This is a genomic window from Paenibacillus sp. EKM211P (assembly GCF_011066175.1).
In the GTDB taxonomy this organism is placed as follows: domain Bacteria; phylum Bacillota; class Bacilli; order Paenibacillales; family Paenibacillaceae; genus Paenibacillus; species Paenibacillus polymyxa.
Genome location: NZ_JAAMNS010000002.1, coordinates 199,053 through 225,075 on the forward strand (window position 1 = coordinate 199,053; position 26,023 = coordinate 225,075).

Consider the following 26,023-nt stretch of genomic DNA (forward strand, 5'->3'; position numbering starts at 1 on the left):
CAAAACAAAAAAAGAACCCCTGACAAAATAACATTGTCAGAGGTTCTTCCTCGTTATTATTTAATCCTTAACATCCATCAGCGTTTCCTGCGGTGGATGATAAGTCTCCAGCATGCGAAAGGCGATTCCCTTTTCCTCCATCATAGCTCGAACCTTGTCGGCATCTTTTGGATAAGGTCGGTGATATACAATCTCCACAATGCCGCTGTTCGCCAGCATATTGGCACACGTCCAGCACGGCTGGTCGGTGACATATACTGAGGAGCCTTCACGGTCAATCCGGTCAGTAAACAGCAGCAGGTTCTGCTCCGCATGAATAGTGCGAATACAACGCTGCTTCTTAACCATTTCCTCCCGTCCATCACGGTGAACGACCTCATATTCCTCCGAGATCATACAGCCTGCCTCAGAACAGTCAGGCACCCCGGATGGTGCTCCATTATAGGCCGTCCCCAATAGCTTCTTACCTTGCACAAGTACGGCTCCAACATGACGCCGCGAGCAGCGCGAACGGGTGGATACCATATAAGCGATATCCATGAAATAGGTGTCCCAGTCCTTGCGTACATCTGCACTCATTTCCATCTCTCCCGTATAAACAAGTTAAACGTAAAACATATCCGTTACAGCCACTCTCAAAGCCTACACCGTAAACTTAAATAAGTTATAAGCTAACATACGGCTTCATTTTCGCTAACATTTTAGCTCCGATTCCCTTTACATGATCCAAATCGTTCACACGTTTGAACAGCCCGTGCTGATTACGATAGTTCAAAATAGCCTCGGCCTTTTTAGCCCCAACTCCCGGCAGCTCCATTAACTCGGCAGCAGTCGCTGTGTTAATGTTCACCTTTTTTTCACCGGAAACGGATGGAGTAGCCGAATCATTCACCGTATTTGTCCTACTCGTCGTTGCAGCATTCGAACTGGCAACAGCTGTGTCTGATCTCGAATCCGCAACATCTGACTGCTTTACGGTACTTGAATTCCCCGCCATGGAGTGTTCAGAGTTTTCACTTAAATCAGCAGATATACCCGTAGAACTCTGCTTAGTATTATGCTTCACATTGTCAACAGCTTCGTCATTCGCACTGCGTTCAGCTTGGTCTGAAGCCTCTTTTACAGCATGCTTTCCTTCGGCATACTCACTGCTGCGCTGTGACTCAATTGGCTGCGACTCTATCGCCAAAGCCTGCTCCACCTTATGGTTAAGCAAACTCCACTCTTCTTGTGGCTCAGTTCGCTGCCCTCCAGCAAACAAAATAAGTCCACTCCCGATTACAGCAAGCGTTATTGCCGTTCCTGTCCATACGCGTTTCATTTTTCGTATCGTCCCCTACTCCACATGGATTTCGAGAATTTTGAGCCAACTGAAAACACCGTCTCAATTAAACAGAGCAAGTCTGTTCAATTCCCGTCAAACCGGAGGTTGTAAACACCTCCATACGGTATCGCTGTGAGTATTTATACACAAGGGTGGTACGACCCCAGGCACGATCTAATGTGCTCAGACATAAAATTCGTCATGTCGGCCAAGACCAAGTGCATACACTAAGAAGAATGACAGCACAGCGTCTATACCGCAAAGTATGAAAGGAGGACGTTGAACAATGAAAGTTGGATTTATCGGGACTGGCAGCATGGGAAGTCTGCTAATCGAATCTTTTATTCATTCGGACGCACTCAAACCGCAGCAAATATTAGCAAGCAACCGAACGTATTCCAAGGTAACCGAGCTAGCCCGTCGTTATCCAGGTTTGCATGCAGCCCAAAGCAACCGTGAGACGGCAGCGGAAAGCGATATCCTATTTATCTGCGTGAAGCCGCTGGAATCAAAAACCGTAACGGATGAAATACGCAATGTCATTACAGAAGAGCAGATCGTCGTTTCTATCACAAGTCCAGTACAGATCCGTATTTTGGAGCATGCACTGAAAGCCAAGGTGTCCAAAATTATTCCGAGTATCACTCACCAGATTGGAAGCGGAGCCTCACTGTGCATCCATGGAAACCGGATTACAGAGGAGGATCGCTCCCTTCTGGAAGAGCTTATGTCCCACATCAGCAGGCCAATTCGGGTTAAAGAGTCTCACACACGGATCACATCGGATTTTTCGAGCTGCGGCCCTGCTTTCTTGGCCTTTTTTATGGACCAGTGGATTCAAGCCGCAGTTCAAGCTACGGGTATAGACCGTACAGAACTATGCGCATTGGCCGGTGAAATGATCATCGGCACTGGAAAGCTGCTCACGGAAGGCGGGATGACACCAGCCGAGTTACAAGCAAGAGTAGCGGTTCCCGGAGGTATAACCGCTGAAGCTCTTGCGTTGTTAGACATCAGCCTGCATAGTGTCTTCCCTGAGCTAATACGGGTCACGCACAACAAGTATGAAGAGGACATGCAAAAGATAGATGCCTCCTTCGGCTTAAAGCCGATTAACCGGCAACAATATTAACCAGCTTACCCGGAACAGCAATTACCTTGCGAACCGTTTTACCAGCCAGTGCTTCCTGAACGCTGTCCAGCGACAATGCAAAAGTTTCCATCGCTTTGGCATCAAGATCTTTGGCAATCGTTGCACGCTGTACGATTTTACCATTCATCTGAATGACAATTTCCACTTCAGCGTCTACCGTCCATGCTTCATCATAGGCAGGCCAAGCCGCGTAGGTAATGCTCTCGTTGTGTCCCAGTAGCTGCCACAGTTCCTCGGCTAGATGCGGTGCAAGCGGCGACAGCATTTGCACGAAGTTTTCCATCGCTGCACGCGGCAGAAGGTCTGCTTTGTATGCATCATTGGTGAAGATCATCAGCTGGCTGATCGCTGTATTGAAACGCAATGCATCCAGATCCTCGGTTACCTTTTTCAGCGTTTTATGCCAGGTCCGTTTGAACTCGTCGCTACCGCCGTCATTTTTAATTTTTTCGTTCAGGCTACCATCCTCGGAAACAAACAGGCGCCATACGCGGGACAGAAAACGATGCGCTCCCTCTACCCCATTCTCATTCCATGGCTTGGTCGCTTCCAGCGGCCCCATAAACATCTCATAAATACGCAGCGTATCGGCGCCAAACGTATTAACAATATCATCTGGATTGATGACATTACCGCGTGATTTACTCATTTTTTCATTATTGTTGCCTAGAATCATACCCTGGTTGACCAGCTTATAGAAAGGCTCTTTCGTTTCCACTACGCCGATATCATACAGCACCTTGTGCCAGAAACGGGCATACAGCAAGTGAAGAACCGCATGTTCCGCTCCGCCAATATACAGGTCAACAGGCATCCATTCGCGCTGTTTCTCTTTGGACACAAGCTCTTTATCATTTTTTGGATCAATAAAGCGCAGGTAGTACCAGCAGCTTCCTGCCCATTGCGGCATCGTATTTGTCTCGCGACGTGCTTTCATACCTGTTTCAGGATCAACGGTTTCTACCCAATCTGTCGCATTCGCCAGTGGGGATTCACCTGTACCTGAAGGCTTGATATTGTCCATCTCTGGCAATACGAGCGGCAGTTGATCCTCAGGAACTGTTTTAATCGTTCCATCTTCTAGATGAATTACTGGAATCGGCTCGCCCCAATAGCGTTGGCGGCTGAACAGCCAGTCACGCAGACGATAGGTTACTTTGCCCTGCCCCTTACCCTCAGCTTCGAGCCATTCAATCATTTTCGGAATAGCTTCCTCATTGGTCAGTCCATTCAGCAGGCCTGAATTGACATGCGGACCATCCTCGGTGTATGGCTCTTTGTCCACGTCTCCACCTTGAACGACCTCAGTGATTTTCAATCCGAACTTCTTGGCAAATTCCCAGTCACGTGCATCATGGCCCGGTACTGCCATAATTGCACCTGTTCCGTAGCCTGCCAGTACATAGTCCGCAATCCAGATTGGCAGCTTTTCGCCGTTCACCGGATTTACTGCATAAGCTCCTGTGAATACGCCTGTTTTATCTTTGGCCAGATCCGTACGCTCCAGGTCACTTTTCCGAGCAGCTTGTTCACGATACTGTTGTACAGCGTCCTTTTGCTCAGGTGTAGTGATCATATCCACCAATTCCTGCTCTGGGGCCAGCACACAGTAGCTTGCACCGAACAATGTATCTGGACGGGTTGTAAATACTGTGAGTTGTTCGTCATAGCCTTCAATTGGAAAATGAACCTCTGCCCCGGTAGACTTACCAATCCAGTTCCGCTGCATATCCTTAATGCTTTCGGACCAGTCCAGTTCCTCCAGATCGTCAAGCAAACGATCGGCGTATTCCGTAATTTTCAGCATCCATTGACGCATGGGTTTGCGGATAACCGGATGGCCGCCACGCTCACTCTTACCATCAATTACTTCTTCATTCGCCAGTACCGTTCCCAGTGCTGGGCACCAGTTCACGGGCACTTCAGCTACATAAGCGAGGCCACGCTTGTACAGCTGGATGAAAATCCACTGTGTCCATTTGTAATAATCAGGATCAGTTGTGCTGATTTCACGATCCCAGTCATATGAAAAGCCAAGTGATTTGATTTGACGGCGGAAGTTATTTACGTTCTTCACCGTAATTTCGCGTGGGTGCTCGCCTGTATCCAGCGCATGCTGTTCGGCAGGCAGACCAAAGGCGTCCCAACCCATCGGATGCAGTACGTTGTAGCCACGCATTCTTTTATAACGTGAAACAATATCTGTAGCTGTATATCCCTCCGGGTGGCCTACATGCAGACCAGCTCCAGACGGATACGGAAACATATCCAAAGCATAAAACTTCGGTTTACCCGGTTCTTCCCCAGTGCGGAACGTTTTGTTCTCATCCCAATATTTCTGCCATTTTGGTTCAATACTTTGCGGTTGATAGCCGTGCTTCGGCTGTGTGTCTGTCATTGTCTTTTCCTCCTCAAACGGTATGCAACAAAAAAACCTCTGCATCCCGTAGCGTGTCAGCGCTAGGGACGAGAGGTTATATTCCCGTGGTACCACCCTAGTTAGCAGAAAGCGTTCTTCGCATTCTACTCCCTTTGCACCTGATAACGGAGGTGATCCGATGCGTATTAATAACAGGACACTGACACCTATATAGGTGCTTTCCTGCGTTGGACGCATATCTCCGAGGTGAGTTCGCTTTGCACTGTCAACCGGCTTGCACCACCCGCCGGCTCTCTACATGTCCAGACAAAACTACTATTCCTCATCAGCGATTATTTAACCGTTAATAATGGCACTATTATATTGAAAACCGCGAAGAAAGTCAAATAAGGACTACATTTGATACGAAGCGCCATCTTCATACTAGTTGTCCATGACACATGAATACGAATGTTTTATAATAACTCCAAGTTGCAATGGTTCAAGTTGAGATGAGATAAGAAAGGTGAGTGGAGACATGGCACAGATTAAAATTTTCGGGACAAAAGAAAAGCTAAATCCGATCAAAAAGCAACTTTCAGAGGTGATTCACTCTGCCGTGGTGGATGCGTTCAATTATCCTCCAGACAAGAGGTTTCATCGTTTTTTCCCTATGAATCATGAAGATTTTATATATGCAGATGGTCGCTCCGACGCATACACCATTATTGAAATCAGTATCTTCGAAGGCAGAACGACAGAAGCTAAGAAGCAACTCATCAATCTGTTATTTCAAAGAATTAACGATCTTTTGGGTATTTCTCCACAGGATCTTGAAATTACTATATTTGAAACCCCGAAACAGAATTGGGGCATTCGGGGTGTACCGGGTGATGAACTTCAGCTGAACTATAAAGTGAATATATGAGAGCAAAAAGACGCCCTTCATGACTTCATGAAAAGCGTCTTTCTTTTTCTATATTAGCTCAATGAATCCTGCTATTTTACAGCGACATAAAAAAGTCTCGCCGCGTCATCTGTTGCTTCTACCCATTCAAAATCTGCATATACCTTCACATCACGAAAACCCGCTTTGGACAATTCTGCCTTCATCCAGTCTGGATCATAAGCACGCTGTACGTGAATTTCCTCAAAACGCTGGTACAGATCGCGTCCTTCATGTTCTGCTTTCGCAAAGATACTGAGATGATGCTCAATTTCACAACGGGGAGTGTCCAATGCGCATGTCCAGATATACGAAATAGAGCGTTCATCCAGTACGAATGGTTGTTCTTCATCATAACGCAAAAATGTCTGGGGATGATGTACATCAAACAGAAAGGTTCCACCAGGCTTCAGACCAGCATACGTTCTGCGAAAAGCAGAAATGATATCTTCTTCCTCAAGTAAATAATTCAGGCAATCGCAAAAAGAAATGACAGAATCCACGGGCTCCGGTAAAATCCATTCTCGCATATCCTGCTGTATCCAGCGAACGCTCCCCTCACGAAACAATCGCTGCCCTTGAGGAGTAGTTTCCATTTTGCGACGGGCTACTGCCAGCATGTCAGAGGACAAATCGATGCCAGCCACCTCGAAGCCTGAGTTAACCAGTGGAATCGTAATTGAGCCCGTTCCGCAGCCCAGCTCAGCCACTGTATGTGGCATACCGTATCGATCCCAAGCTTGCCGTGCAAAGCGCAACCAGTCCGGGTACGGCATGTCCTGCATTAGCTCATCATACACATAGGCAAACTTGCGGTAAGAAGCCATCTTTATTCCCCATTCCCGTCCTTCGGTTTAGGCATCTTCTCCACCAGGTAGGTCCAGTTTTCTTTTTGTGTAACCAGCCCTTCCTTCATCAGCTTGCCCATCGCACGCTTGAAGGCGGATTTACTGATACCAAACCGTTGCTTAATAATATCCGGCGGCGTTGCGTCAGAATATGGCATGCCGCCACCCGGACGTTCCTTCAGAAATGCAATCAACCGATCCGCATCCTCATCACGGCCTACTTCCTTGCGTGGCGACATCGCCAGATTGACCCGGCCGTCTTCGCGAACAAGCGTGACCCGTACCTTAACCTCCTCGCCCAAGCGAAGCATGCGGTTACGTTCCGACGAATGAATCATTCCTATTGCACCAAAACCAAGCACACCCCCGTCCACCAGGACGAATGTGCCCATCTGAAGCGGCTTGTACACCGTCGCCTGCACCCATGTATTAAGCCACGAACTAGGAGCATGGAAACACAATGGAGCCAGTTCCTGCTCCCCTGCCAGCTTAGCTCGCAGTCTGCCTTGTTTGTCATGCTCCATAATGGCATACACGTAGTCACCCACCCGAGGATGCAGATCACGGTTTTCTGGCAACTCACGAATCGGCAGCAAAAGTTGGCGCCCCAATCCCATCTCCAGGAAGCATCCCAACCGCGGATGCACATCGGCCACCTCAAGCTTGGCCATTTCCCCCAGAGACAAGAACGGCTTTTTCATAGTTGCAGCCAAACGGTCCTCTGTATCATGGAAGATAAATACCTCCAGCCGTTCACCCACCTCGATTTCACGAGTCAGCTCGGTATAATGCAGCAGAACATCCTGCTCACCGACGGTAAGAAAGTAGCCGAAAGGAGATACCTCACGATCCACCATAATGGTGACATAAGTACCAGCGATCAAACTCATACCTTCTCCACAACCTTAGCATCCGACCAAAGCCGTTCAATGTTATAATATTCGCGTTCGTCGCGATGGAAGACATGCACTACAACATCTCCCAAATCCATTAGAACCCAGCGAGCAGAATCCATTCCTTCGATTCCTTTGATGGTTACACCTTCATCATGAGCGCGTTTGCGAATTTCTGTTACAATCGCCTGTACTTGTGTATCCGAATTACCGTGACAGATTACAAAATAATCCGCAACTAGCGATACTCCACGCAAATCCAGTGCGACAATATTCATTGCCTTTTTATCATTAGCGGCCTCAACCGCCGTTTGCATTAATTTCTCATTCGTTAGGGTCATTCATGAACCTCCGTTTTTTTCTGTTTTAGCTGTCGAATCAAGTCATTGCGCGACAAAACCGTCAGCGGAAAAATAACCTTTTGCTTTTCCAGCAACAATGAAATCGTAGAATCAAAGCCAGCGATAAGGCCCTGCTCCAAACTTTTCTTTGCCTGTTTACGGATATGTTCAACCCCGGGAAAATCCCGCCCCGGTTCGATGTAATCAGCCAGACACACGACTTTATCCAGCAGGCTCATACCTACGCGGCCTGACGTATGCCAGCGGATCGCATTCCTTATTTCCGGATCATCCACTCCGTAATCTCTTGCCGCAACGCAGTACCCTACCTCTGAATGCCAGAGCTGCTTGTCATGCTCCAATAGCGCCTGATCACATTCGGGATAGTTACGAATCACTTCCTCCATCTGCTGAACAGGCCAATATTTCGCTACATCATGCAAAATAGCCGCCAGTTCTGCCTTATCCGGGTCTGCTCCATAACGCTTCGCAAGCTCAACAGAGGTATGCATAACACCCAGCGTGTGCTTCCAGCGTTTTTCAGGCATCTGGCCAGATACGACTTCCATTAGCTGCTCACGGCTGTACTTCATACAAACCGCCCCTTGTAATATAGTCATGAACACGATCAGGCACAAGATAACGAATAGTGCGGCCTTCTGCCACACGCTCTCGTATATCCGTCGAAGAAATGTCCACCACTGGCATATCCGCCAGCAGTACCTTGTCCTGCAAATAATATGGCAACTCATCCAGCGCAAGCTGGAAGCCCGGTCGCCGCACCCCAATAAAACAAATCCGCTGCGCCAATTCCTCAATCCCCTGCCAATGAGGCAAGTAGTTCACCATATCTGCACCAATAATAAAATAAAAATCTACAGCAGGATGCAGCTCCTGAAGTTTCTTGATCGTGTCAATGGTATAGGATACCCCCCCGCGAAGCACTTCAATATCCAGCACTTCAAAAGCAGGATGACCCGCCACCGCTTCACTCGTCATCTCCAGACGCTCCTTGCCGCTTGCCCCCGCTTGATGCTTGTGCGGAGGAATATGAGAAGGCATAAACCATACTTGATCCAGCCCATAGGCATCTCTTGCCGCTTCTCCAGCCAGCAGATGTCCAATATGAATGGGATCAAATGTACCACCCATAATACCGATTTTCATAATTTTCTCCCCGCGTATTATCCTCTAGGCAACTCGATTTGCTTATGATCACGAGATTCCTTGTACAAAATAATGGTGCTCCCAATAAGCTGTACAAGCTCGGAACCCGTCTCTGCTGCCAGTTCTTCCGCAATTTCATGTTTGTCGTCTAAACAGTTGTTCAAAATTTGTACTTTCATCAGCTCACGCTTTTCAATCGCATCATTGATGTGACGCATAAGATGCTCATTCGTACCGTTTTTACCTACTTGAAAAACTGGGTCCAAATGATGCGCCATGGAGCGCAGATATCTTTTTTGTTTACCTGTTAACATGTATATTTAACCCCTTCGTCGCCACATATACAATGCGGCATTTCCATAATTTTAATGTATATCCGACTTACGTTAGGCTTCTCAGCACAGCCGCTCTCATTTGGTCTGCTGCAGGGGCCACTCCCGTAAAATACTCAAAAGCCACTGCCCCTTGGTACACAAACATGCCTAAACCTCCATGTACAGTGCAGCCACGCTGTTCACGACTTTCGCGTAAAAGCCTCGTTTCCAGCGGGTTGTAGATCAAATCGCTCACAATGATTCCCTGCGGAATCAGATTCGTTTCCAGTGGAAGCTCATCAGATAAAGGAGACATTCCCACCGAGGTTGTATTAATCAATACATCCACTGTCGTGAGTACATTCTTGGCTTCCTCGTTGGAATAGCCCATTACTGGAATTGCTTCTGTCGTCCACTCCAATGCCAGTTGTTCAGCTTTGTCACGTGTTCGGTTCAGAATAATGACCGATTCAGGTCGCTCCTCCAACAAAGCATGAATCACGCCCCGAGCAGCCCCACCGGCTCCTAGAACAGCAATTCTTGCACCCTTTAACTCAACAGAAGTCTCTTCTTTAAGGGAACGCACATAGCCAATTCCGTCCGTATTATAGCCCTTGAGCCGTCCATTGTCATTCACTATCGTATTGACAGCGCCGATGAGCCTGGCCCCTTCATCAATCTCATCCAGATATTTCATAACCTCAACCTTATGGGGAATCGTCACATTGACTCCGCGGAAATGCAAAGCCCGAATCCCCTTCACAGCATCCTCCAGCTGATCCGGTGTGACATGAAGAGGTACAAAATCTCCCTCAATCCCCGCTGCCTGTAAAGCTATTTTATGCATAAGAGGCGATTTGGAGTGCTTGATCGGATCACCCAATACGCCCAATAGTACAAGATCTCGTTCGGTCGCTCCAGACTCCCCGCTGTTCATCGTTGCTCTCCCCCATATTGCAAAATATTAGGCCGCTCAAATACATGAATGGCGGCAGGAACCCGTATGTGTTCCTTGCCGCCCTATAGCTTGGTTACAGCATTGTTAAATCAACGCAGGCCGCAAAAGCACACGGACTCCCCGAGGAGCATGAACCGCTACCAGAGCTCCGTTCTCACTATTTACCCTAATCCATCCCAAACCGGATATATAGATGTCCGATGGAGATTTGCGTGGAACGCGGAACTCATGTCTGGTCCATTCTGGCATCTCTGCCAATTGATCGCGTGTTGGTGGAGACAATAGCTCCCCGGCATGATCAACGAACAACTGATCAGCTCGCTCCAGCTTCGTGCGATGTATTTTAAGACCACCGTTAATGTAGCAGGTAAAAGATTGGTGCTGACCGTCTACAAAATCAAATCGGGCCATACCGCCGAAAAACAATGTTTGTCCGGCATCAAGCTGATATGCAGCAGGCTTCAGCGGCTTGTCCGGCATAATAGCACTCAAGTCCTGACGGGAGACAATTTCACTGAACCGCCAAGGGTACACAATACCCGGAGTATCAATAATGTGCTTGCCGTCGTCGAGCGGAATATTCACCATATCGAGTGTAGTTCCTGGGTAACGGGATGTTGTGAGTTCCTGCTCCATATCGCTATAATCACGAATCAAGCGGTTAATGAGCGTGGATTTACCCACATTTGTGGCTCCGACTACATATACATCACGGTTACCACGCAGTTCAGATACCACATCCAGCAGACGGTCAAAGCCCTGATTTTTTTTAGCAGAGCACAGTACGATTTCTTCCGTGCGTAGCCCTTGCTCCTTCGCTTGCTTTTGTACCCAGTTACGTACCTTGTTCCAGTTTGTGACCTTAGGCAACAAATCAGTCTTATTGACTGCCAGTACAACCGGATTCGAACCTACAAAACGCTGTAGGCCGGAAATCAAGCTGCCTTCAAAATCAAAAATATCTACAATGTGGATGACGAGCGCATCCTTGTCCCCAATCTGACTAAGCAGCTTCAAGAATTCATCTTGATCTACCGTCACCGAAGAGGTTTCATTATAGTTTTTGATCCGGAAGCAACGCTGACAGATGACCGGTTCACGAGTTAATAATTTTTCCGGAATATATCCCGGAAAGTCCGGGCTAGTGGTCTGCATGGCGATACCGCAACCACTACATTTGACGGCAGTTCCACCGTCAGGTCTTTCAGTCATTCTTCTTTTCCTCCTCAAGCCATAAGCCTTTCTTACGTAACCTTGTGAGCGCGATTCGCTCCAACCGTCGATTAAATCGGGTCATGACTCCTTCATCATGAATGGATATCGGCAGCACCAAAACGGTATGCAAACCCATTCGGTTGCCTCCCAATACGTCCGTCAACATTTGATCCCCGACCATAATAGTCTCTTCCGGAGTAAGCCCCATCATACGAATGGCTCTACGAAAGGACGAGTTGGATGGCTTCCGGGCGGCATGTATAAATTCAATGTCCAAAGGCGTAGCAAACACGGATACACGGTCCATATTGTTATTAGACACGATGACAAGCTTAAAACCCGCCTGTTTGACCTTTTCAAACCAGGCCACCAGCTCGGGAGTTGCGTTCGGCGCTTTTGCACCGACCAGCGTGTTATCCAGATCCGTAATAATGCCGCGATATCCTTGAGCATACAAGCCTTCAAGATCAATATCAAAGACGGTATTCACCCGTAATTTGGGCATCAGCATTTCAAACAACGTCGGTCACCTCAGTTTCATACGACAAACTATACCATATTACTATGGCTTAGTAAAAAGCTATCCGCAACAAACGGACAGCTTTTTACTAAACATATAGATTAAGATTAAAAATTGCGACACCAAACCTAGTAAAAATGACTAGCCTTCATCCTTCTGGTCAGACTTGGCTCTTCGCCCAGCCCATCGTTTTATCCATGGTTCCTTTTGCAACAGGGAAGCTTGCTGGCGAACACTGCGCCAATCCTCGGCGGTTACCGACGAAGGACTATAACGTGCTTGTTCAAAGCGTCCTAGTAACTGATGTAAAATCACAGCGCGTTCCGGTGCTTCTTGTGACCATCTGTCGACTGATTCCCTCAGTGTCTCATGGCTTGCGCGGACATAGCCTTTCCTTCGCATGTACCGTAACCAGTGTTCCGTTTCGACGATCACCTTTTCATCTGGGGTCAGCGGTTTACCTGTGCGTAAACGCAGCAGGTAAAAGTGAATGTCTGCCCGATTACGCCAAATGATATAAGCAGCCCACAGCAGAAGAATGGCAACAGCAGAGCCTATGATTACAGGATGAATCTCTAAACCTTCCCCTGGATCCGTCTGCGGAGTCTGCTCAGGCTGCTCTGATTCTGGCTGATCCTTGACCTCTGGGGCGGCTGGAGTCTTTGAATCCTCCTGCTCTGTAAGCAGCGGCATGTCAAAGCCGGGCGTAGCTTCTACAGGAATCCAGCCATATTCGCCTAAATATACCTCTGCCCAGGAATGAGCGTCCGCGTTTGTCACGGAATAAGAGGACATGTTTTCGTCACCATCGCCCATGGTTGCATCATCTGAAAACGTCTGCTGGCCAGGAGCATACCCTTTGACCCAACGGGCTGGAACCCCAACGGAGCGAGCCATCATGACTAATGAAGTGGAATAATAATCGCAATAGCCCTCCCGAATCTCAAACAGAAAGGCATCCACGAAATCCCTGCTTCTTTTCCGTGAGAGATCCGGATTGTTCGTATATGCGTAATTTTGCTGTAGATACTGCTGTAGCAATCCGACTTTTTCATACGGCGTTTTGGCCGTCGCCGTTACATTGCGAGCCAAATCACGAACCCGCTGCGGCAATTCCTCTGGAATTTGTAAGTAGGCTTCCTGTTTATTTTTTCCATACAACTCATTAAAACTTTTTCTACGCAGCTCTTTCTCAGGGATCACTGGAACATGCGATACCAAAGTATACGTTTTAGGATAAGCAGTTCTTCGAGATGCTGGATTCCAAAGCAGTTCTGCCTGTTCCGGATTCCAACGCAACCCGTTTGCCCGTGAATCTCTGTCCACCGATTGAACACGATGCACCGAATAGGCGCCAAACAGAACGGGATAGCTCTGATCATTTTGCATGGTAACGGTCTGCACGACCTGCTCAGTAGAGTGTCTCGTTTCTTGTGCGTTTTCAAGCTCTGCGGTCATCGACACCTCATTTGGTGCTGGATCATCGTTGCCCACGTCAACCCAACCTGTACCGGAATAGGTTCGTTTCGTTTCTCCTCGCCAATAGCTTCGCTGATTAGTTGTGATGGTCATGACAGGCGAATAATCAAAATTAAAACCTCCACCCAATCGATTATCCTGGCGACTATAACCAGATGCGGTGTTCATGCGCTGATTCAGTGCCCCAGATCCATTGGTGGTTCCTGCGGTGGTTGAGCTAATGCGCTGGGTCCACGCTGTATAGGGGTCCGTCAAAGCTGGCTGTACCTCGGGCATATTCACACCCGCCATAATTATAAGCGCAAAAATGACAGCAATATTGGCCGCAATTTTATACGGATAACGTCGAATATGCTTCCATCCTTGAGGATAATGCTGACGAAAATACTGCAGATGCTGTGTCACTAGCCATCCCATACCAGCAAAGACGATCCAGGCAACCTCCTCCCACAGCACAGTTGGTGTGAAGGAATCAAGCACCGCCAGAGCTGCAACGTTGATGCCCACAAAAACTAGAATCCGCTGCTTCGTGGTAACGATGAGCGGCACCATTTCAATGACTAGCCAAGCAATGAGGGAAAACCAAAGATAAGGAGACATATTAGATATAAACTGATCCAGACGATTGGCTGCCCCGCCAAAGGGGATAATGATGGAGTAAGACACTAATGTCCGATACAAAATAAAGAACAGCGTTACCGCCTTAACGACAAATTCAATCCATGGACGGAATGGTAGTAAAATCTTCACCAGCGCCAGCATTGTAATGGTCATCAGTACAAGTGCCCTCGTCTCTTCCAGCCATAATTCAGAAGCAAAAGACACCCATTGCATAGCAATAATAATAATCCACAAGAACGTAAAGGCGGGAGCCCAGGAGCCCTTTAACGATTGTAACCAGCTTTTCATTGTGTCCCTCCCCCCATTACAGCCGGGAGCTCTTCGAGGCTCTCAACATCGTAGCCCTTAATTCCCCTTGCACGAAGCATACTCATCCACTTTTCAGCTTCTCCCTCGGCAGAGCCTTCGCCGATATAGACATGGCACGGAGTCATCCCCCGGGTATCGGCCCAGCGAAGAAGTTCCAGCGCCTGATGATCCTTCAGCGGACTAATCAGTATAAAATAACAGCCTTGCGGAAACTGGCGCACACAGCTTTCTACAGCAGTCATCAAGCTGCCTTGCGAAGTGGTGTGGATGTCTACCAAGTGATGCATCATTCGTTGTCGTTCCATCATCTGCTCACTTGGCTGAAAAACAGTCCCCTTCTCTCCAGCTGTACACAGTCCGACCCCCATCCGCTCCCGTCCACCATATTCCAGTAATGAAGCGGTAGAAGATACAGCTAGCTCAAACTGATCGGGGTTTACATAATGCTTTGTTTGCACGTCCAGCACAAGCATCGTTTTGGGAACCGTTTCATGTTCAAATTCCTTGGATTTCCAGCTACCTGTACGAGCTGTCGCATTCCAGTGGATGCGTGAAAACCGATCTCCATATACATAATCTCGTACACCGTTGATTTGTGTCGTTTCACGGCGCGTTCGAGTTTGAACGGTCTGCGGTCCAGACATCCTTGAGCGGCGATCATTGATCTGCCAATATGGAATGAATGCCGTGCGAGGAAGCACCCGAAATTCACCGCGTGCATTCAACCTGCCCTTGTGCTCCAACAGGCCAAAGATGTCCTCACTCACACATTCGGTTTCCTCAAAATAGTAGCTTCCTCGTTCTAAAGCAGGGGTTTGAAATGTAAGCTGGCCGCCACCTTTCATACTAGGGATAACACTGTCTTCAAACGACCAGGATTCCCCCGTATGTCGCTTGAGCACCTCGCGAACAATGACATAGGGTAACGGAAGAAAGCCAGGAATGCTCAGACTGAGCTTTACGTGTACCTGATCTCCCGCATGCAGCAGCTCGCCAAACTCCGAGCCTTGCGAAAGCTGACGATGGCCCTGGACGCGACGAACTCCACTTAGACCAACCATCCATAAATAAACGATTAACAACGTAACCATAGAAAACAGCATGACCGATGTCTTTCCACCCTGAAACAACAAATAAAGCAGGCACACTACCCATATACATAGCATAAGCCAGATGCGACTTGATAGCCGGGGAAGCCTGCGCTTCCTTTTAACCATGTTCATTCCCTAAGAACGCTCCATTCGTACGGGTACATGAACCTGTCGGAGCACAGACTGCAGCACGGACTGGGCGTTGGAACTATCGAGGCGTGCTTCGGGACGCAGCAGCAAACGGTGCGTCAGCACATAAGGTGCCAGCGCCTTCACATCATCAGGCAACACATAGTCACGGTTATCCTGAAAAGCGAATGCCTTGGCAGCCATGACAAAAGCAAGTGCGGCCCGTGGACTAGCTCCCAGCAGCACAGATGGATGTTCTCTCGTCGCACGCACGATATCGAGTAAATAGGACGTCACCGCTTCATCCATATAGATATTTCTGATTTCCTGCTGGATGTCAGCAATCTGTTCCATATGCGCTACAGCCTCCAGACGGTCTGCTGGCTGGCTGGCCTGATGATGAAGCAGCATGTTTCGCTCTGTCTCCAAATCAGGATAACCCAAGCTGATTTTGAGCATAAAACGATCTAATTGTGCTTCCGGCAGCATATAAGTACCTTCAAAATCAATCGGGTTTTGAGTGGCACACAACATAAAAGGATGAGGCAACATATGAGTGTCCCCATCCACCGTCACACTTCGTTCCTCCATAACCTCCAGCAGAGCTGACTGGGTTTTCGTCGTCGCTCGGTTAATTTCGTCTGCCAGTAAAATGTTAGTCATAACTGGACCCGGACGGAAATAAAAACGCTCATCCCGTGGATGGAATATAGATACCCCTGTAATATCACTCGGTAGAATATCAGGATTACATTGAACACGGCGATAATCACCACGCATGGATTTTGCAAGAGCCTTGATCATTTGCGTTTTCCCCGTACCCGGAACGTCTTCGATCAGAATGTGTCCACCCGCCAGCATAGCCGTAAGCAATAATTTTATTTCAAAGGATTTCCCTAATATGCAGGATTCCAGATTAGAACGGATTGCAGATACAATCTGCACAGATTCTTGACGCACGGGCATAACTCTGTAAACCTCCTAGATAGCAACATGTTTCCTATTATTGTACATGAAGGTGGACATAGAGTACACTTAACTCCTTGCCCATATTATTCAAGCTCCATCTTCTCTTATAGGTACATATTTTTTGGAACAGTCAAAAACCCTTCGGTTATCAAATCCGAAGGGTTCACGTATACAATTTATTTTACTTTTTTTATCCCATTTAAAGCACCCTGCTATATGCTTCCTTTTGGACGAACAAACAAGCATGCCAGAAAAGAGAAAATAATCGCCGAGGAAATCCCTGCGCTTGTCAGACTAAAGATCCCTGTAATAACACCAAGCCATCCGTCCTTTTCCAATTCGGTTAGTGCACCATGTACGAGTGAGTTACCAAAGCTGGTAATTGGAATCGTCGCACCCGCTCCAGCAAATTTGATAAGGGGATCATATATTCCGACAGCGTCGGCAATTGCACCTGCTACCACCAACGTACTCATTGTGTGTGCCGGGGTCAATTTGATTACATCCATCATCAACTGACCCACGACACAAATGGCACCGCCCACTAAAAAAGCCCATAGAAATATCATACTTTTCCTCCCGCTTCAAAAGCTACAGCATGTGCAACACATGGAATGCTTTCACCCTGCTGTGTAGTCAAAGGAGACAATAACGCTCCGGTCGCCACGACCAGCACCTTTTGTAGTTCTCCCTTTTCGATCCGCTTTAACAGATGTCCATAGGTTACAACAGCTGAGCATCCGCAACCACTTCCACCTGCAATGACCTTCTTTTGCTTATTGATGTCGTAAATCAGTAAACCGCAATCATTAAATTCCGTTTGATTCATATCGAATCCATCTTTTTTAAGCAGCTCCTTGGCAATCGGCAGCCCTACGGAGGCTAAATCCCCTGTTACAATAAGATCATAGTAGCCTGGGTCCCTGCCTGTATCTCGAAAATGAGACAAAAGCGTGTCCGCCGCCGCTGGAGCCATGGCTCCGCCCATATTAAAGGGGTCTTTAATGCCCATATCCATTACACGCCCAATAGTAGCACAATCTACCACCGTCCCTGACTTCGCATGTCCCACAATGGCCGCACCGGAACCGGTAACAGTATACTGAGCTGTGGGGGGCTTCTGTGCTCCGTATTCATTAGGATAGCGGAATTGTTTTTCCACAGTACAGTTATGGCTGGTTGTACCCGCCATCACGTAGTCGCCCGCCTCTGAATCCACGATAAGTGCTGCTAAAGCCAAGCTTTCCATCGACGTTGAGCAGGCTCCGAAAACACCTAAATAAGGAATAGCAAGCTTGCTAGCCGAAAATGAGCTGCTGATAATCTGATTCATCAGATCACCACTTATGAAAAATTGCACTTCCTCTTTGTTTAAATTTGAATTAATTAACGCAAGCTCTGTAGAATGCTCAATTAATCTTCGTTCCGCTTTTTCCCATGTTTTCTCGTTTATTTCGATATTGTCATAAATATAATCGAAATCTGTGGACAACGGCCCCTCTCCTTCATCCGGGCCTACAACAGTTGCACTCCCAATGATGCGCGGTCTCGACTCGAACTTCCAGGTTTGTCCTCCCTGTCTTCTCATAAGTGATTGCCCCCCACACCGAGGATTGCGTATATAACGCCCACGATAAATGCGGCCACAACACCAAATACGACAACGGAGCCTGCCAGCTTGAACATATTTGCACCCACTCCAAGTACCAATCCCTCGGAACGATACTCCAATGCAGCTGAACACATTGAGTTCGCAAAACCTGTGATGGGTACAGCGGTTCCCGCTCCTGCCCATTGGGCAATCTTATCGTAGACCCCGATGCAGGTTAATATAACAGACAAGAGGATCATCATGGATGCAGTTGGTGCCGCAGCTTCTTTGGCTGGAATATGCATCCCTGCCATAAAGGCTTCCTGAATCGCCTGCCCAATCACACAGATGACGCCACCAACCAGAAAAGCACGCACACAATTGGCAAATACTTTTCTGGAAGGTTCATGCTTTTGGGAAACACTTTGATAGTCTTTCTCATTTATGGACAACGGCGACGAATTGGTACGAAAACCGCGCTGTCCTGACTTAGCTGGCATCATTCACCACCCCTTATTCAAAAGTTCCGCGCTTGGCGGTTCAGATTGCTTGGCTCCTTAACATTATGAGCTTTTTGGGGAAATGTTATGTCAGGAAAATGATATCGTGGACATTCCGTACAAATCCATTCATACTGAATACATGACGACCACTGGTTAATTAATAAGGAGTGAGGTATACATCATGGAAGCAAAAACATTGGAATTGTTTAAAACCTTAACAGAGTTCCCTTCCATTCCTGGACATGAGCGTGAGCTGCGGGCATGGGTTAAAGAACGAATATCCGGTTATACGGATGAAATCGTGCAGGACCGTTTGGGCAGTCTTTTTGGTGTACTGCGCGGGCAAGAAAGTGGCCCACGTGTAATGGTGGCAGGACATCTGGATGAAGTTGGTTTTATTGTAAATGGCATTACGGAAAATGGAATGATTCGTTTTCAGCCGGTTGGAGGCTGGTGGAGCCAAGCCATCATGTCACAACGTCTTCAAGTATTGACCCCAAATGGCCCAATCATTGGTGTAGTTGGATCTGTCTCACCACATTTGCTTGATGAAGCGCAACGCAGCAAACCGATGGACATCAAACATATGTACCTGGATATCGGCGTAGACAGCAAACAGGAGGCGCAAAATCTGGGGATTGTACCCGGAACGGCGATCGCTCCGATCTGTGATTTCACTCCACTTGCGAATCCAAAAAAAATCATGGCTAAAGCATGGGACAATCGATATGGTGTAGGCCTGGCCATTGAGCTGTTGGAGGCATTACATAAGGAAAAGGACCAGCTTCCAAATACATTGTATGCAGGAGCTACGGTTCAGGAGGAAGTGGGACTGCGCGGTGCACGCACAGCTGCCAATCTGATTCAGCCGGATATTTTCTTTGCACTGGATTGCAGTGCTGCCAACGATATGGGTGGAGATCCGAACGCATACGGACAGCTTGGTAAAGGCGCACTGTTGCGGGTTTTTGATCCAGGTATGATTACACACCGCGGAATTGTGGAGTATGTGCAGGACATGGCGGAAACTCACAAAATCAAGTACCAATATTTTATCTCCACTGGGGGAACGGATGCTGGTCAAGTGCACTTGAGCGGAATTGGTGTGCCATCTACCGTCATCGGCATATGTGGACGATACATCCACACTTCCTCGTCCATTATTCACACCGATGATTATGATGCGGCCAAGGAACTGATCATTAAGTTGGTTCAAAATCTGGATCGCACAACACTGAATACCATTATTGAACGAGCTTAAGAAGTAACAGAGAATAAGAATCTATAAAAAAACAGTCAAGACACATACGTGTGCTTGACTGTTTTTTAATTTAATAGAAGAAAAAATAGAAGTTCTCAAATTAAATGCTTGTACCGAAGCAAAGCAATCACTACAAGTACAGCTGTTAAGGTGATACAGATATTTTCTACCTTTGCTCCCTTCCGGGTTCCGGTGCTCATTAATCTAAATCTTAGCTTCCATTTGAATGGCGGCAAAGGCTTAATTCCGTTATTCGTCAAGGAATCTGCCAATAAATGTAGCAAGTACGCTATACCTCCAGCCAGCCATATACTGTCGCCATGTAAACGTGTCGTGCCGTAAAGCAGCGCGGTCCATGCTACTGTCCCATATACCGTATGCGTCAATCCTCGGTGCGGAACAAGCGTACATATGATCAGCAGACACCCGGCGATATAATTCCACGGTGCATATGATTCCCCATACCAGGCAAGGCCGATACCAATTAGAAAAATGATAACTTTACGCATAGACCGTGACGGCATAAAAGAAGCGCTGATCATCAGCAAAGCCAAAACAAGATTCCAGGGTGGCGGAGCCAAACGGGTGAAAAACACCCAACCCGCAGCCCCAATCATTAGAAGCTGTATGAGCCTAAGCATTTTGTTCGGTAACGCACGGCTCACAAGCATTGAGTTAGGCTCGTCAATATCCGGCAGCAATGAACCAACCACAGCGGCTGCCACGGCAGCCGGAGTCACTTCGAATCCACTTAAGGCTAATACCGATAGGGAGACCCCGGTTCCAATAATTAAATGGGCTCTTCCCATCATGATGCATAACATCCTTTCTTGCAGTATACACAGAGTCGACATTACTCTATTTGAATCAGCATGATTCGATTGTATACGACAATCAAAACGAGAACAATAGTTCGCTTATTCTATTTAAAAGACTTCATCCAAAAGTCCTAGTTTCGCCCCCCATTACTTGACCCTCCCCTTATTCTTTATCTGTACAGCTATTTCTCAAAAAACACGCCATATGACCTATGGGTATGTTGACAAATATCTTCAACATTTTCTTTTTGCCTCAAAGTCCTATTGTACAATTTGGAATATTAGGTAATATAGTGTTTATATTTACTATATAAATCTATTAAATGAACAAGGAGGAAATGATTATGCAAGAAAAATCTCTGTTCCGAAAGTTCAAAACGATTGGTCTGACGTCGTTGCTAAGTGTCGTATTGTTCGCACTTCCCGCTTCAGCTGCTTGGAATGATACATACACCGGGTACGCCACATATACAGGATCAGGTTACTCTGGAGGAGCATTACTGCTTGACCCTATCCCTTCTGATGCCAAAATTACAGCGCTTAACCCCACACAACTGAATTATAACGGAATCAAAGCCGCATTAGCTGGAGCCTATCTAGAAGTCCAAGGCCCCAAAGGAAAAACGACCGTCTATGTAACAGATTTATATCCTGAGGGTCCGAGTGGCGCACTTGATCTATCTCCGAATGCCTTCAACCTGATCGGCAATCAAAAGGATGGAAAAATCAATATTTCATGGAAAATTGTCAAAGCTCCGGTTAGTGGCAATGTCTCCTACCGCATTAAAGAAGGCAGCAGCCAATGGTGGGCAGCCATTCAAGTACGCAATCATAAATATCCAGTCTTAAAAATGGAGGTCCAACAAAATGGGCAATGGCTCAATCTCGAAAAACAGGATTACAACCACTTTCTGGGTACTAACTTAGGAAAACAGCCTCTGAAAATACGGATTACGGACATTCGCGGTGTCGTACTGAACGATACCATCCCAGCTCTAGCCGAAAATGGCACAGGCCAAGCCTATATCGTTAAAGGTAATGTTCAATTTCCAGACTGATTGAAGTGCCGCCTCATCTTTGCTTCTTTTCATTTGAACCAATAAAAACGGCCGGGAACCGACGCAATCCAGTTTGCGTATACGTGTTCCCGGTCTTTTTACGGAAAAATCATTATTTTTCACAAAGAATCGGTTTGTTCACTGTCCTGTTCATAAGATCATACGTATAATGAATACATAAATAGGGTGTACTTTACAGCTACGTGCACACAGACAGGAGGCCTGTTCATATGAGCAATTTCAAAAAGCATCATAAGCTACACAGCAAATTGCTGGTCAGCATTACGTTATGTATAACACTAACATTGCTGGTATCCACCACTGTATATTATTTCTACTATATTCGCGTGGAAAAGGAGCAGGCGTTCGAAGCCAATCACAATAGCTTAACGTTGAGAAGCAAAGAGGTCATCAACATGACATCTATTGCTCAATCGTTGGCATTTCAAATGTATCGCAGCAGTACCCTATCCAAGCTGTTGTATTATCCCAAGCCCAATGTATATGATGTAACCGCTGCCATGACCGAATTAAATAATTATCTTAACTCCATGCCTTATATTGAATCCATCTACGTGTATAACCCTAAAAGTGACACCTTCTACATTGCGTCCTCACAAGGCCAAAACGGGTTATTCAGCAAGCATGAACTGGCTGATACAGACATCATTCGCGTGCTGGATCATTATCAGGACTACAAACCCTTTACGCCTATTCCACGCACGTATCCGTTGCTGTCTGCCTCAGACTCCGAAGCTGGCGTAGAGCAAGCAAGCCCAGACATCGTAGCCTATACGTATTTATGTTATGACGCAATCAACTCGAACGAAGCGATAAATTCGGCTGTGATTGTGAACGTGTCAGCGGCCTGGATGAACAAGGAAATGGCGTCGACCCCCATCTCAGGTGGGACTGCTTATATTTTAGACGATCAAGGCAGATTGTTATCTGGTACAACGTTGACAGACGAAGCTTTGAACGAAAAAGAACAGCTATGGCTGCACACTAGAGTCAAAAAACAGGAAACAGGCTATTTTGTAGAAGACTTTCATGGTAAAAGATCACTGATTTCCTATACTTCCCCGGATGGACTAGGTTGGCAGTATATTAGTGTCACACCTTATGAAAGCGTTATCAAAATGGCGAGTGTTATTCGTAATGCCATGGTACTGATCGCGGCCATCATCGGAATGGCAGGATTTGTAGCTTCCTGGCTGCTGTCCAAAATGCTGTATACGCCTATTGGTCAAATTGTTGTGCATATGAATTCACTGGAATCGGAGAAACGCAACAGTATGTACACGATTCGGCAAAACATTTTACGGAATGTGATTCGGGGAATCCGAAATCTTCCTGCTGGTGAAGAACCGGAACGACTGCGCGAGCTTGGGATTACATTTCAGTTCGACAAAGACTATCGGCTTGTACTCCTGCGCATAGATGAATATGCCCGCTGGCAAAGCGAGCGTGGACCTGATCTGCTACCTTACAAGTTTGCCATCATGAATATCGCTTCTGAAATATGCGGGCAAACATATCGGGTGGAGACCGTTGATATGGATGAGGATAGCGTCCTGCTGATGCTCAACATTTTAGACCCTGCGGAACATACAGACACGGTACTACTGGAAACCCTATTACGCCAAATACGCGAAGCCTGTCTCGAATATTTGAAGCTAAGTGTATCACTAACCTACAGCGTAATTACAAGTCAACCAGAACGGCTGCATTTGCTGTACCGCCAGGTAGAGAACGCATCTATGCACCGTTTTTTTCAGGGTCATGGCTGTATTATTGATGCGCGAAACACTACAGATGAAGATGTCCAAAATACTTATGTATTTCCATCGGATAAAGAAAAAAAATTGCTGGATACGCTGCTATCTGGTCATACGGAGGATGCACACCGGATGTTCCAAGATCTGTTGATGCATATGGAGCAATATCCGTTTTCCTCTGTGCGGGTGGCAATATCTCGGCTTATCATGAGTGTGAATAATGCCGTTCGGCATATAAGTGAGCTCAATGGATTTGCTATCGAATCTAAACCTGAATTACCATCCGCAGATCGATTAGAGACCGCCGAGGATCTTATTGCTCATTACCAATTGGTCTTTGAACAGATTCGCTCCAATCTGGCGGAAAAACGAAATACAAAGCAAGAACGATTGGTACAACAAATCAACGAACGAATGGAGCAAGCTTATACGGACCCTAATTTCTGTCTCAATCAGATTGCGGAAGAGCTGGATATGTCGCCAATTTATGTCAGCAGGCTTTATAAGCAACAAACCATGTCTACCATCGTAGACGTCATCCAGCAGCTTCGTATTCGCAAGGCCTGTGAGCTGCTGGAACAGACCGACTGGTCGGTGGCTGACGTGGCAGAACAAACCGGGTTTGCGAGTAGCTCTTATTTCCACCGTATGTTTAAACGCAGTTTAGGCGTGACACCCACAGATTTTCGCCGTTCTAAAGCGAATGCGCAATAGGCGATATCAAAAAAGCAAGCCTCCAACTTTCTGGAGACTTGCTTCTACTTTAGATCACAGCTCTTAACGTTTTACTTGATCCCCTTCTCCTTCACATAGGCTTCCCATTGTTTTGTATATTCGGTTTGAATCTTCTCCAAACCAGCTTGGTTCGCCTTTTGCATGAAAGTCTCAAGACCTTGATCAACATTGTCGATCAGCCCAGCTTGAAGCGGGTACAGATACTGCTTCTCGACCTGTTCTAATGCCGCCTTTTCTGCTTGGTAGGTCGTATAGTCCTCTGCAAAACCGGTAAACAGGTCAGGCTTCTGGATTTTATCCAGCTCGGCAAAAATCTTCTTCACACGGTCAAAGCCTGAATCAAACAGCATGTATTCCGGGTTACGCCAAGCCCAGCTGTTCATTCCTTCCCGTGAAAATCCATTCGTACTGCCGCTACCTATCATATGATAGTAACCATCTTTGACTTCGTAGTTTTTGCCTTCAATACCATATTGCGTAAGCAAATTATAACGTTTGTCTGTTACCAGCTTTTCATAAAAGGCCAATGCACGGGCTGGGTTCGGGCTGCTTTTTGGAATTGCAAAGCCATTATGGATCGGATGCACCGGAGTTGCATAGCCTGTTGTCAGCGGGAATGGATAGTACTCAAGCTTCCAGTCGGGATGAGATGCTTTGAGCTTAATGACCATATCATTAAACCGGGTTGGGTTGTCGCCAAAAATACTCGCAGCTTTACCAGAAGTGACCTGATCCTGAAGCGTATCTTTTACGTTTAATACGTTTTTAGGAATGAATCCTTTATCAGCCCAGCGTTTATAAGTATTCAGCTCTTCTTTTTGTTCATCTGAGCCCCAATATTTATACACCTCTGTTGGTTTTTCATATTTGATACCAATGCCATAAGGCAAAGCACCTATACTCTTCGTTACTAATTCGGTATAACGATCATGCAGATTTCCCTTGATATCACTGTTCAAAGATACCGTTTTCATACTAGGCTCATGCTGACGTATCCCGTCCATGTAAGCCTCGTAACTTTTGATGTCTGTCGGTTTAGGCAAATTGTACTTTTCGCGTAAATCCTCACGCCATACAAAACCGTTTGTGACATATTCTTTATACGTGCCAGGCACGGTATAAATTTTGCCTCCGATTTTAACCCCATCCCACATGTCCTGAGGCACGAATTTTTGCAAGGCAGGTGCGGCCTTAGGCAGCAGATCGTCTAGCGGCAGGAATGCCCCCTTCTTGGCATAGGCCTGATACTGCGTCCAATCTGCAGTGAAGATCAGGTCGATAGGCTGACCCGAAGACAATAACAGCTTATATTTTTGATCCCAGTCTGTCCACGTCGTATAGTTAAATTTGACGGTGGCATTCAGATCTTTTTCTGCCAACTTATTAATCTCTGCCTCAATGGTAGACAGATCCTTAGGAGCATCACCCAGCATATAAAATTGCAGCTGTACTTTCTGGGCTTTATCATCCTCTCCATTTGCTTTTTGTGAGCTGTTTCCGCTACCGCCCCCACATCCGGCTAAGAGCGCCATGATAACCATTACTGCAATCAGGATGGACATGCGTTGTTTTCTTTTCTTTGTGAATGTCATGTGAATCCTCCCTTTGAAATGGTAGTCCGTTTAAATAAAACGCTTACAAAA

Annotated in this window: 25 protein-coding genes and 1 other annotated feature; of the genes, 5 read left to right on the forward strand and 20 right to left on the reverse strand. The window is 46.8% G+C overall.

Annotated features, from left to right (window positions below; genetic code table 11):
• Positions 1 to 60: 60 nt before the first annotated feature.
• Both G9G57_RS03905 and G9G57_RS03910 read right to left on the reverse strand, forming a co-directional pair.
• Positions 61 to 579, reverse strand: a complete 519-nt coding sequence (locus tag G9G57_RS03905) for a deoxycytidylate deaminase (protein ID WP_016821629.1) — start codon at positions 577 to 579, stop codon at positions 61 to 63.
• Positions 580 to 664: 85 nt separating this feature from the next.
• Entirely contained in the window at positions 665 to 1,321 is a 657-nt protein-coding gene (locus tag G9G57_RS03910; protein WP_016821630.1) for a ComEA family DNA-binding protein, read from the reverse strand.
• Between the two features lie 289 nt (positions 1,322 to 1,610).
• On the opposite strand from G9G57_RS03910, the gene comER reads away from it, so the two are divergent.
• The gene (comER, locus tag G9G57_RS03915) at positions 1,611 to 2,456 is read left to right on the forward strand and encodes a late competence protein ComER (protein WP_016821631.1); all 846 of its coding nucleotides are present in this window, start codon (positions 1,611 to 1,613) and stop codon (positions 2,454 to 2,456) included.
• On the opposite strand, the gene leuS is transcribed toward comER, so the two are convergent.
• Complete coding sequence (gene leuS / locus G9G57_RS03920) at positions 2,437 to 4,875, reverse strand: leucine--tRNA ligase (RefSeq protein WP_019688080.1); 2,439 nt, start codon at positions 4,873 to 4,875, stop codon at positions 2,437 to 2,439. The two genes, comER and leuS, sit on opposite strands and share 20 nt — an antisense overlap.
• Before the next feature lie 61 nt (positions 4,876 to 4,936).
• Positions 4,937 to 5,195, reverse strand: a binding site (T-box leader).
• Between the two features lie 179 nt (positions 5,196 to 5,374).
• Here leuS and G9G57_RS03925 point away from each other — a divergent pair.
• Positions 5,375 to 5,764: a tautomerase family protein gene (locus G9G57_RS03925; protein ID WP_031461817.1), complete on the forward strand. Its 390-nt coding sequence runs from the start codon at positions 5,375 to 5,377 to the stop codon at positions 5,762 to 5,764.
• 71 nt (positions 5,765 to 5,835) lie between these two features.
• On the opposite strand, the gene G9G57_RS03930 is transcribed toward G9G57_RS03925, so the two are convergent.
• The 15 genes from G9G57_RS03930 to spoVAC form a co-directional block, all read right to left on the reverse strand.
• Entirely contained in the window at positions 5,836 to 6,609 is a 774-nt protein-coding gene (locus tag G9G57_RS03930) for a class I SAM-dependent DNA methyltransferase (protein ID WP_164964491.1), read from the reverse strand.
• A gap of 2 nt (positions 6,610 to 6,611) precedes the next feature.
• Positions 6,612 to 7,520 (reverse strand): CvfB family protein, encoded by a 909-nt coding sequence (locus G9G57_RS03935; protein WP_016821635.1) that lies wholly within the window; start codon positions 7,518 to 7,520, stop codon positions 6,612 to 6,614.
• Positions 7,517 to 7,864 carry a ribosome silencing factor gene (gene rsfS, locus G9G57_RS03940; protein ID WP_017428187.1) on the reverse strand — a complete coding sequence of 116 codons (348 nt, stop codon included), beginning with the start codon at positions 7,862 to 7,864 and terminating at the stop codon, positions 7,517 to 7,519. Before rsfS ends, G9G57_RS03935 begins: the two co-directional genes overlap by 4 nt.
• Positions 7,861 to 8,457, reverse strand: coding sequence for a bis(5'-nucleosyl)-tetraphosphatase (symmetrical) YqeK (gene yqeK, locus G9G57_RS03945; RefSeq protein WP_016821637.1), 597 nt, complete (start codon positions 8,455 to 8,457; stop codon positions 7,861 to 7,863). Before yqeK ends, rsfS begins: the two co-directional genes overlap by 4 nt.
• Complete coding sequence (gene nadD / locus G9G57_RS03950) at positions 8,441 to 9,031, reverse strand: nicotinate-nucleotide adenylyltransferase (protein ID WP_016821638.1); 591 nt, start codon at positions 9,029 to 9,031, stop codon at positions 8,441 to 8,443. Before nadD ends, yqeK begins: the two co-directional genes overlap by 17 nt.
• 17 nt (positions 9,032 to 9,048) lie before the next feature.
• Positions 9,049 to 9,345, reverse strand: a complete 297-nt coding sequence (gene yhbY, locus G9G57_RS03955) for a ribosome assembly RNA-binding protein YhbY (protein ID WP_013372202.1) — start codon at positions 9,343 to 9,345, stop codon at positions 9,049 to 9,051.
• Positions 9,346 to 9,412: 67 nt separating this feature from the next.
• On the reverse strand, positions 9,413 to 10,282 hold the full coding sequence (gene aroE, locus G9G57_RS03960) for a shikimate dehydrogenase (protein WP_090889438.1): 870 nt from the start codon (positions 10,280 to 10,282) through the stop codon (positions 9,413 to 9,415).
• A 105-nt stretch (positions 10,283 to 10,387) separates the two neighbouring features.
• On the reverse strand, positions 10,388 to 11,515 hold the full coding sequence (gene yqeH, locus G9G57_RS03965; protein ID WP_017428190.1) for a ribosome biogenesis GTPase YqeH: 1,128 nt from the start codon (positions 11,513 to 11,515) through the stop codon (positions 10,388 to 10,390).
• A complete protein-coding gene (locus G9G57_RS03970; protein WP_013372205.1) occupies positions 11,508 to 12,038 on the reverse strand; it encodes a YqeG family HAD IIIA-type phosphatase in 531 nt (176 codons plus the stop codon). The genes yqeH and G9G57_RS03970 overlap by 8 nt, the downstream gene beginning before the upstream one ends.
• A 141-nt stretch (positions 12,039 to 12,179) precedes the next feature.
• The gene (locus tag G9G57_RS03975; RefSeq protein ID WP_164964492.1) at positions 12,180 to 14,426 is read right to left on the reverse strand and encodes a transglutaminase domain-containing protein; all 2,247 of its coding nucleotides are present in this window, start codon (positions 14,424 to 14,426) and stop codon (positions 12,180 to 12,182) included.
• Positions 14,423 to 15,670 (reverse strand): DUF58 domain-containing protein, encoded by a 1,248-nt coding sequence (locus tag G9G57_RS03980; protein ID WP_031461823.1) that lies wholly within the window; start codon positions 15,668 to 15,670, stop codon positions 14,423 to 14,425. The genes G9G57_RS03975 and G9G57_RS03980 overlap by 4 nt, the downstream gene beginning before the upstream one ends.
• A 3-nt stretch (positions 15,671 to 15,673) precedes the next feature.
• Positions 15,674 to 16,633 (reverse strand): AAA family ATPase, encoded by a 960-nt coding sequence (locus tag G9G57_RS03985; RefSeq protein ID WP_017428193.1) that lies wholly within the window; start codon positions 16,631 to 16,633, stop codon positions 15,674 to 15,676.
• Positions 16,634 to 16,848: 215 nt separating this feature from the next.
• Positions 16,849 to 17,205, reverse strand: a complete 357-nt coding sequence (gene spoVAE / locus G9G57_RS03990) for a stage V sporulation protein AE (protein WP_016821644.1) — start codon at positions 17,203 to 17,205, stop codon at positions 16,849 to 16,851.
• Complete coding sequence (spoVAD, locus tag G9G57_RS03995) at positions 17,202 to 18,224, reverse strand: stage V sporulation protein AD (protein WP_016821645.1); 1,023 nt, start codon at positions 18,222 to 18,224, stop codon at positions 17,202 to 17,204. Before spoVAD ends, spoVAE begins: the two co-directional genes overlap by 4 nt.
• On the reverse strand, positions 18,221 to 18,727 hold the full coding sequence (spoVAC, locus tag G9G57_RS04000) for a stage V sporulation protein AC (protein ID WP_016821646.1): 507 nt from the start codon (positions 18,725 to 18,727) through the stop codon (positions 18,221 to 18,223). Before spoVAC ends, spoVAD begins: the two co-directional genes overlap by 4 nt.
• A 184-nt stretch (positions 18,728 to 18,911) precedes the next feature.
• Between spoVAC and G9G57_RS04005 the strand changes: the two genes are divergently transcribed.
• Entirely contained in the window at positions 18,912 to 19,991 is a 1,080-nt protein-coding gene (locus G9G57_RS04005; RefSeq protein ID WP_016821647.1) for a M42 family metallopeptidase, read from the forward strand.
• 95 nt (positions 19,992 to 20,086) lie between these two features.
• Here G9G57_RS04005 and G9G57_RS04010 read toward each other — a convergent pair whose 3' ends face one another.
• Positions 20,087 to 20,803, reverse strand: a complete 717-nt coding sequence (locus tag G9G57_RS04010; protein WP_016821648.1) for a metal-dependent hydrolase — start codon at positions 20,801 to 20,803, stop codon at positions 20,087 to 20,089.
• Positions 20,804 to 21,153: 350 nt separating this feature from the next.
• Between G9G57_RS04010 and G9G57_RS04015 the strand changes: the two genes are divergently transcribed.
• Positions 21,154 to 21,867, forward strand: coding sequence for an expansin EXLX1 family cellulose-binding protein (locus G9G57_RS04015; RefSeq protein ID WP_017428194.1), 714 nt, complete (start codon positions 21,154 to 21,156; stop codon positions 21,865 to 21,867).
• A 230-nt stretch (positions 21,868 to 22,097) separates the two neighbouring features.
• Positions 22,098 to 24,359 (forward strand): AraC family transcriptional regulator, encoded by a 2,262-nt coding sequence (locus G9G57_RS04020; protein WP_017428195.1) that lies wholly within the window; start codon positions 22,098 to 22,100, stop codon positions 24,357 to 24,359.
• A gap of 71 nt (positions 24,360 to 24,430) precedes the next feature.
• On the opposite strand, the gene G9G57_RS04025 is transcribed toward G9G57_RS04020, so the two are convergent.
• Positions 24,431 to 25,972, reverse strand: a complete 1,542-nt coding sequence (locus G9G57_RS04025; protein ID WP_016821651.1) for an extracellular solute-binding protein — start codon at positions 25,970 to 25,972, stop codon at positions 24,431 to 24,433.
• Positions 25,973 to 26,023: the final 51 nt, after the last annotated feature.